Source organism: Rhizobacter sp. Root1221, assembly GCF_001425785.1.
In the GTDB taxonomy this organism is placed as follows: domain Bacteria; phylum Pseudomonadota; class Gammaproteobacteria; order Burkholderiales; family Burkholderiaceae_C; genus Rhizobacter.
Genome location: NZ_LMDI01000049.1, coordinates 1 through 15754, shown reverse-complemented (window position 1 = coordinate 15754; position 15754 = coordinate 1). Strand labels below are relative to the sequence as shown.

The window sequence follows — 15754 nt, the reverse complement described above, 5'->3', positions numbered from 1 at the left end:
CGCACCTGGGCGTTCATGCGTTCGGCGATGGCCAGGCCGGCGGCGTCGTCCTTCGCGGAGTTGATCCGCAGGCCCGACGACAGGCGTTGCATCGATTGCGACAGGGACGCTTGCGACGTCACCATGTTGCGTTGAGCGTTCAGGGAAGCGATGTTGGTGTTGATGACTTGTGCCATGTGAATATCTCCGATGGTTTCCGATAACTCCCGGCAACAGCGCCGGACGAATCAGCCGCCGCCCTCTGCGGTACCGACTGCGACTGAGCTGCCCGACGCTAGTCAACCGCTGAATCAAGGCACCTGAGGTTCCCGTCATCGGCCGGCTAACCGGACCACGTACCCGCTTGATTGATCGTTGCGAGTGCGTTGATGCAGTTATCGGGGCGGCCCACCGGAACTTGAGGGCAACGAGCTTCACCCACCCACTGTCAAGGGGGCGGGCGGAAAAGGGCGTGACGAAGTTGTCATAACCCATCGGATCGGAGAAATTCACCCTCAAGTCCTGCCAGGTGCACGATGCGAGCCCGGCGAAGAAACGGAAACGCCCGCCGGGGGCGGGCGTTTCGGTGGTCCGGCGAGCTACCCGGTGTCCGGGGGCTTGAGATTCCGCGGCACCTCCGGTTGGCTTACCGGAAGGACGCCGAGATCATCGAAGCAGGGACAGCACTTGCTGCGGCAGCTGGTTCGCCTGGGCGACCATCGCGTTGCCCGCCTGCTGCAGGATCTGCGAGCGCGACAGGTTCGCGGTTTCCGAGGCGAAGTCGGCGTCCATGATCCGGCTGCGGGCGGCCGACTGGTTYTCCACCGACTGCTGCAGGTTCGAGATCACCGCGTCGAAGCGCGATTGCGTGGCACCGAACTCGGCGCGCTTGTTGTTGACCGTGTCGATCGCGGTGTCGATGTCGTCGATCACGGTGGCGATCGCGGTGGCATCGGCGGTGTTGTCGATCACGGCGGTGCCAGCGGTCACGGCGGTGATCGTGGYGTCAGCGGTCATGTCGGTGGTGGACACGGTGATGACGTCGTCGGTCGTGGTGTTGGCACCCACCTGGAACGTCAGGTCGGTGGCGTCCGCGCCGAGGATNGTCAGCGGTCATGTCGGTGGTGGACACGGTGATGACGTCGTCGGTCGTGGTGTTGGCACCCACCTGGAACGTCAGGTCGGTGGCGTCCGCGCCGAGGATCTTCTTGCCGTTGAAGGCCGTGCCACCCAGCACGCGGGTGATTTCGCTTTGCAGCTGCTCGAATTCCTTGTTCAGCGAGTCCTTGTCGTCGTCGCTGTTCGTGGAGTTGCGGGCCTGCACGGCCAGTTCACGCATGCGTTGCAGCGAGTCGCCCACCTTGGAGAGTGCGCCTTCAGCGGTCTGCGACAGCGAGATGCCGTCGTTCGAGTTGCGCACCGCGACGTTCATGCCACGCACCTGGGCGTTCATGCGTTCGGCGATGGCCAGGCCGGCGGCGTCGTCCTTCGCGGAGTTGATCCGCAGGCCCGACGACAGGCGTTGCATCGATTGNTACGCGCCCACGTCGACCGCGACGTTCATGCCACGCACCTGGGCGTTCATGCGTTCGGCGATGGCCAGGCCGGCGGCGTCGTCCTTCGCGGAGTTGATCCGCAGGCCCGACGACAGGCGTTGCATCGATTGAGCGAGGGAGGCCTGCGAAGAGACCATGTTGCGTTGGGCGTTCAACGAGGAGATGTTGGTGCCAATGACCTGTGCCATTTGAAATGTCCTTCAAAGTTCGTGATTCCCGGCGGCGCCCTCGCCTTACCGGTCCTTCGCCCCATACACATGTTTGCGAGGGCCGTGGTGTGAATTTCGACTGGCGGTCGCTGGACTTGAGGCTTTTTTTAAAGGCTTTTCAATCGATCGAAGAAGCGTACGTTGGTGTGGGGTCTGGAGCACCTCTGAACAGGCCGACATTCCAGCGCCTTCTCCGCGCTTGCCCGATGACCGCGTTGCCTAGACTGCGTCATTCCCCGGACAGCCCCACACGCCTCCCGCATGCAAGCCACCCGCAGCCCCCAACGCATTCGCAAGCACTGGCAAGCGGGCCTCGCCCACGCCGAAGCCCGGCGCTGGACGGCGGCGGCCACCGCGTTCGAGCAGGCATCGGCACTCGCCCCGGACGACGCGAACGTGTGGACCCAGCTCGCCGACGCCCAGCGCCGTTCGGGCCGAACCGGCCATGCCATCGCCGCCGCATCGCGCGCCTTCGCGCTCGACAGCGGCTCCCCCGTGGCGTGCCGCCTGCTGGCCGATTGCCTGGCCACGCAACATCGCCATGCCGAAGCCGCCGCATGCTACGAACAGCTGGCGCCCGCGGCGCCGCGCGATGCCGGCTTTCTATCGGCACACGGCATCGCACTCTTCAATGCCGGCCGCCATCGGGAGGCGATCGACGTGTTCTTTCTCTCGCTCGCCCAGAAGATCGACGCGCCCCTCGTGCACTACCGGCTGGGCCTCACGTTCATGGAACTGGCCATGAAGGAGGAAGCCTGCGAGTGCTTCCGGACGGCCGCCGCGCTCGACGACGGCAGCATCCGTGCCATGGCGCTCACGCTGCTCGTGCACGAAAGCGCCCAGGTGTGCCGGTGGCACGGCCTGGCCGACGACGTGGCCTCGCTGCGCGACGCGATCGGCCGCGTTCCGCCTGCGCAGGGCCATCTCCTGTCACCCTTTGCACTGGTGTCCATCGATGCATCGCCCGCCGAACAACGGCACGTGGCTGCCGCCCGGTCGCAGGCGCTCGCGCGCACCGTCACGCCGCTGCCGGCGCCCGCCACGCCGCGCGCGCCGGGCCGCATCCGCATCGGCTACCTCTCCAGCGATTTCTACCGCCACGCCACCGCGCAGCTGATGGCCGACCTCCTCGAGCAACGCGACACCACCCGCTTCGACGTGGTGCTGTACTGCCACAGCCGGGACGATGGCTCCGAGCTGCGTGCCCGCGTGCTGGCCGCGTGCGATCGCGTCGTGGATGTGTCCGCCCTCGACAACGCGGCCGTTGCCGAGCGCATCCGCCACGATGGCATCGACATCCTCGTCGACCTGAAGGGCCACACCCGCAACAGCCGCTTCGAGGTGCTGGCAGCCCGGCCGGCGCCGGTGCAGGTGAGCTACCTCGGGTACCCGGGCACCACCGGGGCCGACTTCCTCGACTACGTGGTCGGCGACCCGGTGGTCACCCCGCTCGACGCCGCCGCGCACTTCAGCGAAAAGATCGCCCAGATGCCCTGGTCGTACCAGCCCAACGACCGCCAGCGCGCCCTGCCCCCCGCCCCCACTCGCGCGGCGTGCGGCCTGCCGCCTGATGCGCTCGTGCTCTGCTGCTTCAACCAGACCTACAAGCTGATCCCCGAGACCCTCGACGCCTGGGCCCGCATCCTGCACGGCGCACCGCACGCGGTGCTGTGGCTCCTCGCCTGGAACGAACCGGCCGAGCGCCATCTGCGTGCCGAGCTGCTGCAACGGGGCATCGACAACACCCGGGTGGTGTTCGCCCCCAAGGTCTCCGTGTCCGACCACGTCGCCCGGCTGCGCAACGCCGACCTCTTCCTCGACACCTGGCCCTGCAACGCCCATACCACTGCCAGCGAGGCGCTGTGGGCCGGTGTGCCAGTGCTCACCTACCGCGGCCAGACCTTCGCGTCGAGGGTGGCGGCCAGCCTCGCACGCGCCACCCACACCGAGGACCTGGTGTGCGACACGGTGGACGCCTACGTGGCCAAGGCCCTGGCGCTGGCTGGCAATACCCCGGCACTGCGTGCCATCCAGCAGCAGCTGCACGCGCAACGCCTCGAACTGCCCCTGTTCGACACCCCGGCCACCGCGGCCGCCCTCGAAGCGCTCTACGTGCGCATGCACGATCGCCACTTGGCGGGCCTTCGGCCCGACCACCTGCCCGCCGCCGTGTAGGGCATGTCATCCATCTGACCCGGGGAAACCCGGATCAGGCGGCCCGTTTCGGGCCCCATCCGTGAACCACACCACACTCGTCCTGGCAGATGCTCGACAAAGCACCGTGCCAGCTGACGGGGCGTAAGCATTTGCCTGACACGGCCCACGGAAGAAGCTGGACTCAAGCCACAGAACTGACCTGATGTCGGGGTTGTTCTTCGCGTTTCACAATTCGCTTCACGTTGAGACACAAAGCCAACGCGACAAGCCAACGAAACAACCGCCGAAGGAAAACAGCATGAACGCCGACCAGATCCTCTCCGAAATCCGTGAAGCCAATCTGTCCTACATCATGCTCGCCCAGAGCCTGATCCGCACGGACCGCGAACAGGCCCTGTACCGCCTCGGCATCAGCGAAGAGAGCGCTTCCATGATCTCGCTGCTCAGCCCGGCCCAGATGATGAAGATCGCCTCCGGCAACACACTGCTGTGCCGCTTCCGCATGGACGACGACCTGGTGTGGGGCCTGCTCACGAACCACGGCAAGTCGGCCTCGAACGACACCACGAGCCGCCTGCATGCCAGCATCCTGATGGCCGGCCGCCATCAAGAAGCCGCCTGATCCGACGTTCGACCGCCCCACCCGTTCAAACGTTCGACCCGATCCAGGAGAAGAAGAATGACGCGCACCAAGAGCATCCTCACCGAAGCCAAGCAGATCGAGCGCGCAGTGACGCTGATCAACCTCGGCGCCCGCCTGCAGGTGCTGGAATCGGAGACGGACCTCAGCTATGAGCGCTTGCTGCGCCTGTACAAGGAAGTCTCGGGCAAGTCCCCGAGCAAGGGCCAGCTGCCCTTCTCCACCGACTGGTTCATGACCTGGCAGCCGAACATCCATGCCTCGCTGTTCCTGAACATCCACGAGTACCTGAACAAGGTCGCCGAGATGGACGAGATCGACACCGTCATCAAGGCCTACCAGCTCTATCAAGAGCAGACCCAGGCGCAGGGCCTGGAAGCCCTGCTGTCGGTGACGCGCGCCTGGCGCCTCGTCAAGTTCGTCGACAACGGCATGCTCACCCTGACCGAATGCTCCAAGTGCGGTGGCCGCTTCGTCACCCACCCGCACGAAATCTCGAAGCACTACGTTTGCGGCCTGTGCAACCCGCCGGCTCGCGCCGGCAAGGGCAAGGCCACCGGCGGCATCCAGATGCACTGAATAATTTCGCCGGCCCGCCGATAACAAGGTGGACCGGCAACGGTTTCTTGCTTGTCTCCTCCTGGCACCCGCAAGGTGCATTACAGGCCCCTGCGGGGGCCGTTTTTTTTGGCCCCCCAGTCGCTTCGCTCCTGCCCCCGAGGGGCGCCACGGGTCACCCGGCAAAGCCGGGCTCGCGTGTAGCTTGATCTGTCGCTTCGCTGCGCTTGCTCTCCCGACGCCCGCGTTACTGGGCTTTGCTCGCTTCGCGTCGCTTGCCCTCTGCCTTCTCTGTTTGGCCCCTGATCACCTTGTTGTTGCACCGATCGGGCTGGTTTTGGGCGGGCGACACTCAAGACGCTCGGTGTGACGCCGATAAAGCGGCTCAGGGACACGGACTTCCACCATCATGTTTGTTCTCATCGGTTACGCAGTCGCCCTCGGGTGCATCTTCGGCGCGTACATCATTCACGGCGGCAACATCACCGTGATCATCCACGCCTTGCCGACGGAATTGATGGCCATCCTGGGTGGCGCACTCGGTGCGTTTGTCGTGAACAACCAGCCGAAGGTGCTCAAGGCCACCATCGCCGCGCTGCCCACGCTGCTCAAGGGCTCGAAGTACTCGAAGGCCCGCTACATGGAGCTGCTCGCGCTCATGTACGACATCCTCCAGAAGGCGCGCAAGGAAGGCCTGATGTCCATCGAAAAGGACGTCGACACCCCGCACGAGAGCGCCGTCTTCAAGAAATACGCCACCGTCGGCTCCGACCACCACGTCGTCGAGTTCATCACCGACTACCTGCGCATGATGGTCTCGGGCAACCTGAACGCCCACGAGATCGAAAGCCTGATGGACAACGAGATCGACACCCACCACCACGAGGCCCATGCCGTGGTCTCGGCCATCGCCCGGCTCGCCGGTGCCCTGCCGGCCTTCGGCATCGTCGCGGCTGTGCTTGGCGTGGTGAACACCATGGGCTCGGTGGGCCAGCCCCCCGCGATCCTCGGCGGCATGATCGGCTCGGCCCTCGTGGGCACGTTCCTCGGCATCCTGATGGCCTATGGTGTCGTTGAACCGCTCGGCGGCCTGCTGGAACAGAAGAACGACGAATCGCACAAGGAGCTGCAGTGCATCAAGACCACGCTGCTCGCGAGCATGCAGGGGTACGCACCGCAGGTGGCCGTGGAGTTCGGGCGCAAGGTGCTCTACTCCACCGAACGCCCCACCTTCTCGGAACTCGAAAGCCACGTGAAGGGCAAGAAGTGATGCCCCCTCGTGCCGCCACACCGGAGCTGACCCATGGCCGGTGATTCCAAGAAGCTCCAGCCCATCATCATCAAGCGGGTGAAAAAGGGCGGCCACGCGGCGCACGGCGGCGCGTGGAAGATCGCCTACGCCGACTTCGTGACGGCGATGATGGCGTTCTTCCTGCTGATGTGGCTGCTCGGCTCCACCACCGAGGGCGACAAGAAGGGCATTGCCGACTACTTCCAGTCGCCCCTGAAGGTGGCGCTGCTGAGCGGCGGAAGCGGCTCCGGGGACTCGTCGCACGTCATCAAGGGCGGCGGCACCGACCTGAGCCGCTCCGGGGGCCAGGTCAAGCGCGGCGACATCGACAACAGCCGCAGCACCATCAACCTGGCCGCGATGAAGGCGGAACAGGCCAAGGCCGAGGCCGCCAAGCTCGAGGCCGTGCGCGAACGGGTGCAGAAGGTGATCGACAACCACCCGAAACTCTCGGGCATGAAGTCGCAGATCCTCCTCGACATGACCAAGGACGGGCTGCGCATCCAGATCGTCGACGACCAGAACCGGCCCATGTTCGACAGCGGCAGCGCGGTGGTCAAACCGTACATGAGGGAGTTGCTCCGGGAGATCGGCGGCGTGCTCACCGAGGTGCCGAACCGGCTCACCCTCGAAGGCCACACCGATGCGACGCCCTTTGGCAGCGGCGCGCTGGGCTACAGCAACTGGGAGCTTTCCGCCGACCGGGCCAACGCCTCGCGGCGCGAACTGCTCGCCGGCGGCCTGCCCGATGCCCGCGTGCTGCGTGTGCAGGGGCTGGCCTCCAGCACCCCCTTCGACAAGAATGATCCGCAAAGCCCGTCCAACCGCCGCATCAGCATCATCGTGATGAACCGTGATGCCGAGGACCGCCTGTTCCATGCCGAGCGCACCACGGATGAGGAAAGTGTCACACCTTCTTCGAAAAACGACGCCCCCAACGACAACCCGGCCGCAGAGCCCTCAATCTCTGCCCGGAGTTCCCGATAACACAAGCGGACACCAGCGAGGTCAGCCATGAGCACCGATATGAAATTTCTGATCGTCGACGACTTCTCGACCATGCGGCGCATCGTGCGCGGCCTGCTCAAGGAGATCGGCTACAACAACGCGGAGGAAGCCGAAGACGGCGCCGTCGCGCTGAACATGTTGAAGAACGCGAAGTTCGACTTCGTCGTCTCCGACATCAACATGCCCAACATGAACGGTTTCGAGCTGCTCTCCGCCGTCAAGGCCGATGCGAGCCTGAAGCACCTGCCGGTGCTGATGGTCACGGCCGAAGCCCGCAAGGAAGACATCGTGCGCGCCGCGCAGGATGGCGCCGCCGGCTACATCGTCAAGCCCTTCACCAAGGCCACCTTGGAAGAGAAGGTTCAAAAAATCATGCAGAAGCTGGCCACCGCCGCCTGAGGACATCCATCATGAAAATGGAATCTGTGGCGACCCTGTCGCCAGCCGGCGCCTCGCCCGAAGTTTTCCAGCAACTGGGTGCCATCACCCGCCAGCTGCACGACGCCCTGACCCAGCTCGGCGTGATGCCCAAGCTGGCGAATGCTGCCGAAGGCCTGCCCGACGCGCGCAGCCGCCTGAACTACATCGCCGAGAAGACCGGCGCGGCCGCCAACAAGGTGCTGAACTCGGTGGACCAGGCCAAGGCCGAACACGCCACCATCACCGCCGACACCCGCCGCATGGCCGCCGCCATCGTGGCCGACCCGGTGAAAGCCGTGGCCACCGGCGCCGTGATGAACTTCGTGGGAGATGTCGAGGCCGCCACCGAGCGCATCGACCGGCACCTGACCGACATCATGATGGCGCAAGACTTCCATGACCTGACCGGCCAGGTGGTCGCCAAGGTGGTGGCGCTGGCCGCCGACCTGGAAGACAGCCTCGTGAAGCTGCTGGTGCAGGCCGCTCCGCCGGAAGCCCAGAAGGTGGTGGAACACGCCTCGGTGCTGAACGGCCCGGTGGTCAACCCCGCCGGCCGCACCGACGTGGTGTCGAACCAGGGTGAGGTCGACGACCTCCTGGCCAGCCTGGGGTTTTGAGCCCCCCACGTCGCTTCGCTCCTGCCCCCCGAGGGGGGCGCCCGCGGTCGCCCGGGGGACCCGGGCTCGGCGGTAGCTTGATCTGCGGCTTCGCTTCGCTCGCCTTCTAGCCTGGTGGTCGCGATTCGGTGCATCGCTGGCGTCGCTCGCTCTCCCCCCGTGTCACCCCGGCGAAGGCCGGGGCCCACCTTGGCCTGACGCCACGGCGAGGCCCCCGCGTCGAGCAGGACCGCGCCGGGATGGCGCAGTCACTCCCCCACCAACCCGTTCCGAATGGCATACACCGTCAACTCGGAGTTGTTGGACAACCCCAGCTTTTCCAGCACCCGCGCCCGGTACACGCTCACCGTCTTCGGGCTCAGCGTGAGTTCGTCTGCGATGTCGGACAGGCGCTTGCCCGAGGCGATCATCACGAGGGTCTGCAGTTCCCGGTCGGAGAGTTTCTCGTGGGCCGCCTCGCTCGTGGGGGTGGTCAGGCTCTCCACCAGCATCTGGGCGATCTCGGGGGTGACGTACTTGCGGCCCTGCCCCACGGTGCGCACCGCGGTGACGATCAGGCCCGGGTCACCGCCCTTGTTCACGTAGCCGTAGGCGCCGGCGCGCAGCGCGCGGATGGCGTACTGGTCCTCCGGGTACATCGAGACGACCAGCACCTTCATGGTGTTGCCCTCGTCCTTCAGCACGTGGAGCACGTCGAGGCCGCTGCGGCCGGGCATGTTGATGTCGAGCACCAGCACGTCCACCTCGCCCGCGGTGCGCAGCAGCGCGCGCAGTTCGCCATAGTCGCCGGCTTCGCCGACGACCTGGATGTCGGGGGCGTCGGACAGGGTGTCGCGGATGCCACGGCGGATCAGCGCGTGGTCGTCGCAAAGAATGACTTTGATCATGTTCTGCTCGTCCCCTCGGGTCAGAGATCGCCCCACGAGGTGGGGTCATAGTCATCGGGTGCCGGTGTGCCTGCTTCGGGCAATTCCAAGTGCGCAGCGTCCTCGGTTTCGTCGACGATGTCCAGTGGCACCGACAAGATGAGGGTGGTGCCGAACGAGCTGCTGCTCAGGTCGACCCAGCCGCCCACCGTGCCGGCACGCTCGTGCAACCCCCGGATGCCGAACGAACGGGCCTTGGCGAGGTCGTCCGGATTCAGCCCGCGGCCGTTGTCGCTCACCTCGAGCGACATCACCCCGCCGGCCAGCGTCAGGTCGATGTTCACCTCGGTGGCGTTGGCGTGTTTGGTGACGTTGGTGAGCGCCTCCTGGGCGGTGCGGTAGGCCACCAGGGGCACCCCAGCCGGCAGCGACAGGTGGGCATGCCGCGACCGGAACTGGCACTGGATGCCCGTGCGGCGTTCGAACCGGCTCGTCATCCACTGCAGCGCGGCCACCAGCCCCTGCTCCAGGATGGCCGGACGCAGGTTGTGCATGATGCGCTGGCTGGCCTCGATGGCGTGCGTGACGGTCTCCAGCGCTGAATTCACGCGCGACTGCACCTCGGGCGAGTCGGTGTGCCGGGCGATCCACGCCAGGTCGAACTTCAGCGCCGTGAGCGAACCACCCACGTCGTCATGGATCTCCCGGGCAATGGCCGCCCGTTCGCCCTCCACGCTGGTCTGCAAGTGCTGCACGAGCTCGTGCACCCGCTGCTTGGACGCGCCCAGCTCCTGGTCGGCCCGCAGGCGCGCCAGGTGCACCTCGTGCACCTCCACCCCGTGCATCACGGCCGGCACCAGCCGGGAGAGGTTGTTCTTGAGGAGGTAGTCGCTGGCGCCGTTGCGCATGGCCTCGACGGCCGTGTCCTCACCGATTTCCCCGGAAACGAGGATGAACGGGATGGGCCGGGCGCTCGCCTTGAGCAGGTCGAGCGCGACCAGTCCGGAGAAGCCCGGGAGGTTGTAGTCGGAGACGATCACGTCCCAATCCTCGGACGGATCGAGGGCGGCGAGGAACTCGGCCTCGGAATCGATGCGGACCGCGTCGAACACGAGACCGCCGCGGCGCAGGTGCGCCATCGTGAGGACGTGATCCGCCTCGGAATCCTCGAGATGAAGCAGGCGGAGCGTCCGTTGCTCTGAAGGCTTGGAGGACATGTCCCGAGTATGCCCCGATCCCCGGCGAACGGCCGGCAGCGGACGTATTTCACGCCTCGGCCCGCGTTCTGGCGATATGCCCCCGGTTTAGGCCCGTGATCGTCCTTATGTCGCCCCCCGATCTGCCGAAAAATCCATGCAGATGACTTCCGTGCGCCACGTTTTCCTTGCGGCGGCGGGCCCGTCTCCAACCCGAGTGGAGTTTTGATGAACGACGCGAACGACGCGAACGGCATGTCCGAGAGCTTTGGCGGCGGGGGGGCCCTCCCGCTGGAGGCCGCCGCGGACCTGCAGGACCACCTGATGACGGCCAGCAACGACCTGGACCGCCTGCAGACCCTGCTTTCCGACGCCTGCGACACGCTGATGCAGCGCTTCTACGGCGCCTCCGAGCAGATCCGCCTGTTGCGTTCGCACCCGCACACGGGCGAAGAGAGCGAAGAAGTCATCTCCGGCGTCATGCAGGACCTGGGCGGGGCCGTCACGGCGCTGCAGTTCCAGGACATGGCGTCCCAGCTGATCCACCACACCCACAAGCGCTTGCGCAGTTGCGTCGACCGGTTGGCGCGCGAAGCATTCGCCGACGACGAAGACGGCGAAGCCGCCGCCGAGGAGCCCCCGCTCCGCCCCAATCCGGTCACCCAGGCCGAGATGGACGTGGGTTCCATCGAGTTGTTCTAAAGAACTGCTTCGCACAACCGAAATCAACCGAGCAATCCGGAGAAAGCCATGCATTCAATCCTCGCGGTGGACGATTCTGCTTCCATGCGCCAAATGGTCTCGTTCACGCTGAAGAGCGCAGGCTACAACGTGGTCGAAGCTGTCGACGGCCAAGACGCCTACGAGAAGTCCAACGGTCGTGACTTCGACCTCGTCCTGACCGACCAGAACATGCCCCGCATGGACGGCATCAGCCTGACCAAGAAGCTGCGGGACAACCCGAAGTTCAAGTCCACCCCCATCCTGATCCTGACCACCGAGTCCAGTGACCAGATGAAGCAGGCGGGACGCTCGGCGGGCGCCACGGGTTGGCTGGTCAAGCCGTTCGACCCGGCCAAGCTGATCGAAGTGATCAAGAAGGTCGTCCGCTGATCGCGGGCAACCCTTCCCTCTCCATTCCCATCCAGGAGCACGCCACCATGGGCGAGATGTCCTCCGAGAGCTCGTCGTCGAGCGCCGGCATCGACCTGAGCCAGTTCTATCAGGTGTTTTTTGAAGAAGCGGGCGAGAACCTCGACCGCATGGAAAAGCTGTTGCTCGACCTGAACGTCGAATCGGCCGATGACGAGGAGCTCAACGCGATCTTCCGTTGCGCCCACTCGATCAAGGGCGGCGCAGCCACGTTCGGCTTCAAGGACGTTGCCGAACTGACCCACCAGATGGAAACGCTGCTCGACAAGCTGCGCCGCCACGAACTCGCGCCCACGGCGCCGATGGTCGACGTGCTGCTGCAGTCGGGTGACGCGCTCCGCGCCCAGCTGGCCCGCCACCAGGGCAACGACGGCGACGAACTCGACACCACGGAGCTCCTGTTCAACATCCGCGCGATGTCGTCCGGTGGCGCGCCGGCCGTGAAGGCGCCGCCGGCGGTGAACGTGCCCATCGCCGCGCCGTCCGTGCTGGCCGAGCCGGTCGACGCGTCGGCAGCCCGCGTGATCGAACTGCGTGTCGGCCCGCTCGACAACCCTGAGCAGGCCGACAACCTCGTCGAGCTGTTCAAGGAAATCGCCGACCTGGGCACCATCGAGCCGCTCGACAACGGGATGCCGGCCGACGGCATGCGCCGGTTCAAGATCTGCACCACCAGCACCGACAGCGACCTGCTCGACCTGTTCACGTTTCACGTGACCCGCGAGCAAGTCGTCCTGTTGCCGCTCGGCCCGGGCTTCGGCTTCCACAAGGATGCGCCCGGTGCGCCGCCGGAAGAGGCCCCGGACCCCGGCTACGGCTTCTTCGACAACGCCCCGGGCGTGCCCACCGGCGCCGCCGAGGCCAACGCCACCGCAGCGGAAGCGGCCCCGGCCGCAACGCTGGCGGCCCCGAAGGCCGCCCGCGCCGAGAAGGCCCCGGCCGCGGCCGAAGCCTCCACGCTGCGCGTGTCGGTGGAAAAGGTCGACCAGCTGATCAACCTCGTTGGTGAACTCGTCATCACCCAGGCCATGCTGGCCCAGAACAGCCAGGGCCTCGACCCCGCGCTGTACCAGCAGCTGGCCTCCGGCCTGGCCGACCTCGACCGCAACACCCGCGATCTGCAGGAATCGGTCATGTCGATCCGCATGATCCCGATGTCGATGGTGTTCAGCCGCTTCCCGCGCATGCTCCGCGACCTCGCGGCCAAGCTCGGCAAGAAGGTGGACTTCGTCACGCTGGGTGAAGCCACCGAACTGGACAAGGGCCTGGTCGAGAAGATCACCGACCCCCTCACCCACCTCGTGCGCAACAGCTGCGACCATGGCATCGAATCGCCGGAAGAGCGCCTCGCGAAGGGCAAGCCGGAGACCGGCACCATCACGCTGTCGGCCTCCCACCAGGGCGGCTCCATCGTGATCGAGGTGCGCGACGACGGCCGTGGCCTCTCCCGCGAGAAGCTGCTGCGCAAGGCCCGCGAACGCGGCATCCCGGCCCCCGACTCGATGAGCGATTCGGAAGTCTGGAGCCTGATCTTCGCGCCGGGCTTCTCCACCGCCGACGTGGTCACCGACGTGTCGGGCCGTGGCGTGGGCATGGACGTGGTCAAGAAGAACATCACGTCGCTCGGCGGCACGGTGGACATCGACTCGGCCGAAGGCTACGGCATGCGCGTCTCGGTGCGCCTGCCGCTCACCCTGGCCATCATGGACGGCATGTCCGTCGGTGTCGGCGAAGAGGTCTACATCCTCCCGCTGTCGTCGGTGGTGGAGTCCTTCCAGGTGCAGGGCGACATGGTCAAGACCATCGGCGGCTCCGGCCGCGTGGTGGAAGTGCGTGACGAGTACATGCCGGTGCTCGAACTGGAGCGTGTCTTCGACGTGCCCCGCTTCGACTTCGAACATGTCAGCGGCATCATGGTGGTGGTGGAAGCCGAAGGCGGGCGCGTTGCGCTGCTCGTCGACGAACTCCTCGGCCAGCAGCAGGTAGTCGTCAAGAACCTCGAGGCGAACTACCGCAAGGTGCACGACGTCTCGGGCGCCACGATCATGGGCGACGGCCGCGTCGCGCTGATCCTGGACGTGGGCAGCCTGGTGCGCAAGTCGCGCCACTGACCTCCCGGCGTTCCGGCCCCACGGCCCGCGGCTGCTTCGGCACCGCGGGCCGTTGTCATTGGGGCCCGGCAAACAGCGCCCCTTAAGGCGCCGTTATGCGGCGACCACGCGAGCCGAGTGCTGCACAAAATTCCCGCAGCCGTGAGTGAATGACCTACAGCCCCCGCCAGAGGCAGCCGATAGCCCATGGACCGGGCCCAACCGTCCGACCCGCCCTCCGTCCCACCTCGAAAGGATCTCCCATGTCCGTCCGCACCCTGCTCCGCATGAGCCTCGCCGCCGTCCTCGTCACCACCGGCGCCGCCCATGCCCAGACCGCCAATGCCACCGCCGCCGAGGCCACCGCCATGGTCAAGAAGGGCATCTCGTTCATCAAGTCGAGCGGCAAGGAAAAGGGCTACGCCGAAATCTCCACCAAGGGCGGCCAGTTCAACGACCGCGACCTGTACCTCGTGGTCTACGGCCTCGACGGCGTGGTGCGCGCCCACGGCGCCAACGAGAAGATGGTGGGCAAGAACCTCATCGACCTGAAGGACGTGGACGGCAAGGCGTTCGTCAAGGAACGGGTCGACCTCGCCCAGTCCAAGGGCACCTTCTGGCAGGACTACAAGTTCACCAACCCGGTCAGCAAGAAGATCGAACCGAAGCGCATGTACTGCGAGAAGCTCGACGACGCCGTGGTGTGCGGCGGCATCTACAAGTGACCCGTCCCGCGCACGGCACCCTGGCCGCGCCCGCGGCCCGTTGAGGAGACAAGACCCATGAAACTGAGCGCAAAACTGATGGTGGCGCCCGCAGTGAGCGGCGTGATGCTGCTGCTGGTCCTCGGGGCCTCGCTCCTCGTGCTGAACACCTACAAGGGCAAGAGCACGGTCGACCACGCCGCCGTGCTGCAGAGCCATGCGAAGGCCTCGGGCATCCAGGCCGAACTCAGCGACGTGCGGGCCCAGCTCTTTCGCACCGTCGCCATCGTGGGCTCGCTCGACGAGATGGTCATCAAGTCCACGCGCAGCCAGCAGGGCCGCCGCCTCGAGGTGATCGCCAGCGCGGTCGACAAGGTGCGCGAGGAATCCCCCGATCCGGCCATCCGCGAGCAACTCGCCGGCTTCGGCACCGAGATCGCCAAGTACCAGAAGTCCGCTGACGCGGCCATCGACATGTCCACGGTGGACCCCAACACGGGCATCGCCGCGCTGGCCACCGCCGAGGAACACTTCCAGGCCCTGCGCCGCATCGTCGAGTCGGTCATCACGCGCGTGGAGGAACGCTCCGCCGAAACCAGCGCCCAGCTCGAGCGCATGGCCCTGCTGGCCGCGGGCGGGCTGCTGGCCCTGGGCCTCGCGGCCATCGCCGGCACGCTCGGCTTCGCGTGGATCACCCAGCGCCGCATCGCGGCCAACATCAACGCCGCCGCGCACGCCGCCGACCAGGTGGCCGAGGGCCGCCTCGACGTAACGCCCCACAGCCACGACACCGACGAAGTGGGCCACCTGCTGCGGACACTCGGCCGCATGGTCACCCAGCTGCGCGGCTCCCTGCAGACCGTGCAGCAGGCCACGGAGTCCATTGGCACCGCCAGTGCCGAGATCGCCACCGGCAACCAGGACCTCAGCCAGCGCACCGAACAGACGGCCAGCAACCTGCAGCAGGCCGCCTCATCGATGGAACAGCTCACTGGCACGGTGCGCCAGTCGGCCGATGCGGCCCGCCAGGCCAACCAGCTCGCCTCGTCCGCCGCCGAAGTGGCCGCACGCGGCGGCGCCAAGGTGTCCGAGGTGGTCCACACCATGGACGAGATCAACGCCAGCTCGAAGAAGATCGCCGACATCATTGGCGTGATCGACGGCATTGCCTTCCAGACCAACATCCTCGCGCTGAACGCGGCGGTGGAAGCGGCCCGTGCCGGCGAACAGGGCCGCGGCTTTGCCGTGGTGGCCTCCGAAGTGCGCAGCCTGGCCCAGCGCTCGGCCAACGCCGCCAAGGAGATCAAGGGC

At 66.3% G+C, this 15754-nt stretch carries 14 protein-coding genes and 3 pseudogenes; 12 read left to right on the top strand and 5 right to left on the bottom strand.

Features of this window, described 5'->3' with window-relative positions; genetic code table 11:
• The 3 pseudogenes from ASC87_RS33385 to ASC87_RS32195 form a co-directional block, all read right to left on the bottom strand.
• A pseudogene (locus tag ASC87_RS33385) lies at positions 1–176 on the bottom strand (flagellin FliC); the annotation flags it as partial.
• A 469-nt stretch (positions 177–645) separates the two neighbouring features.
• Positions 646–1083 (bottom strand): annotated as a pseudogene (locus tag ASC87_RS32200) (flagellin); the annotation flags it as partial.
• A gap of 1 nt (position 1084) precedes the next feature.
• Positions 1085–1513, bottom strand: a pseudogene (locus ASC87_RS32195) (flagellin FliC); the annotation flags it as partial.
• A gap of 492 nt (positions 1514–2005) precedes the next feature.
• Between ASC87_RS32195 and ASC87_RS25845 the strand changes: the two are divergent.
• The 7 genes from ASC87_RS25845 (at position 2006) to ASC87_RS25815 (ending at position 8435) form a co-directional block, all read left to right on the top strand.
• A complete protein-coding gene (locus ASC87_RS25845; RefSeq protein ID WP_056669749.1) occupies positions 2006–3919 on the top strand; it encodes a hypothetical protein in 1914 nt (637 codons plus the stop codon).
• Between the two features lie 280 nt (positions 3920–4199).
• Positions 4200–4523 (top strand): flagellar transcriptional regulator FlhD, encoded by a 324-nt coding sequence (flhD, locus tag ASC87_RS25840; RefSeq protein WP_056669746.1) that lies wholly within the window; start codon positions 4200–4202, stop codon positions 4521–4523.
• Between the two features lie 57 nt (positions 4524–4580).
• On the top strand, positions 4581–5120 hold the full coding sequence (gene flhC / locus ASC87_RS25835; protein ID WP_056669743.1) for a flagellar transcriptional regulator FlhC: 540 nt from the start codon (positions 4581–4583) through the stop codon (positions 5118–5120).
• A 388-nt stretch (positions 5121–5508) separates the two neighbouring features.
• Positions 5509–6369: a flagellar motor stator protein MotA gene (gene motA, locus ASC87_RS25830; RefSeq protein WP_056669740.1), complete on the top strand. Its 861-nt coding sequence runs from the start codon at positions 5509–5511 to the stop codon at positions 6367–6369.
• 33 nt (positions 6370–6402) lie between these two features.
• A complete protein-coding gene (motB, locus tag ASC87_RS25825; RefSeq protein ID WP_056669737.1) occupies positions 6403–7377 on the top strand; it encodes a flagellar motor protein MotB in 975 nt (324 codons plus the stop codon).
• Between the two features lie 27 nt (positions 7378–7404).
• Positions 7405–7797 (top strand): chemotaxis response regulator CheY, encoded by a 393-nt coding sequence (gene cheY / locus ASC87_RS25820; RefSeq protein ID WP_056669734.1) that lies wholly within the window; start codon positions 7405–7407, stop codon positions 7795–7797.
• A gap of 11 nt (positions 7798–7808) precedes the next feature.
• Positions 7809–8435, top strand: coding sequence for a protein phosphatase CheZ (locus ASC87_RS25815; protein ID WP_056669732.1), 627 nt, complete (start codon positions 7809–7811; stop codon positions 8433–8435).
• A gap of 248 nt (positions 8436–8683) precedes the next feature.
• Here ASC87_RS25815 and ASC87_RS25810 read toward each other — a convergent pair whose 3' ends face one another.
• Both ASC87_RS25810 and ASC87_RS25805 read right to left on the bottom strand, forming a co-directional pair.
• Positions 8684–9322, bottom strand: coding sequence for a response regulator transcription factor (locus ASC87_RS25810; protein WP_056669729.1), 639 nt, complete (start codon positions 9320–9322; stop codon positions 8684–8686).
• A 20-nt stretch (positions 9323–9342) separates the two neighbouring features.
• The gene (locus tag ASC87_RS25805; RefSeq protein ID WP_235582295.1) at positions 9343–10440 is read right to left on the bottom strand and encodes a histidine kinase; all 1098 of its coding nucleotides are present in this window, start codon (positions 10438–10440) and stop codon (positions 9343–9345) included.
• Positions 10441–10725: 285 nt separating this feature from the next.
• Between ASC87_RS25805 and ASC87_RS25800 the strand changes: the two genes are divergently transcribed.
• The 5 genes from ASC87_RS25800 to ASC87_RS33625 form a co-directional block, all read left to right on the top strand.
• Entirely contained in the window at positions 10726–11199 is a 474-nt protein-coding gene (locus ASC87_RS25800) for a hypothetical protein (protein WP_235582294.1), read from the top strand.
• A 48-nt stretch (positions 11200–11247) separates the two neighbouring features.
• Positions 11248–11610 (top strand): response regulator, encoded by a 363-nt coding sequence (locus ASC87_RS25795; RefSeq protein WP_056669723.1) that lies wholly within the window; start codon positions 11248–11250, stop codon positions 11608–11610.
• A gap of 47 nt (positions 11611–11657) precedes the next feature.
• A complete protein-coding gene (locus ASC87_RS25790) occupies positions 11658–13760 on the top strand; it encodes a chemotaxis protein CheA (RefSeq protein ID WP_056669720.1) in 2103 nt (700 codons plus the stop codon).
• Positions 13761–14002: 242 nt separating this feature from the next.
• Entirely contained in the window at positions 14003–14464 is a 462-nt protein-coding gene (locus ASC87_RS25785; protein WP_056669717.1) for a cache domain-containing protein, read from the top strand.
• A gap of 57 nt (positions 14465–14521) precedes the next feature.
• On the top strand, positions 14522–15754 hold a 1233-nt coding region (locus ASC87_RS33625), incomplete at its 3' end, for a methyl-accepting chemotaxis protein (RefSeq protein ID WP_056669714.1).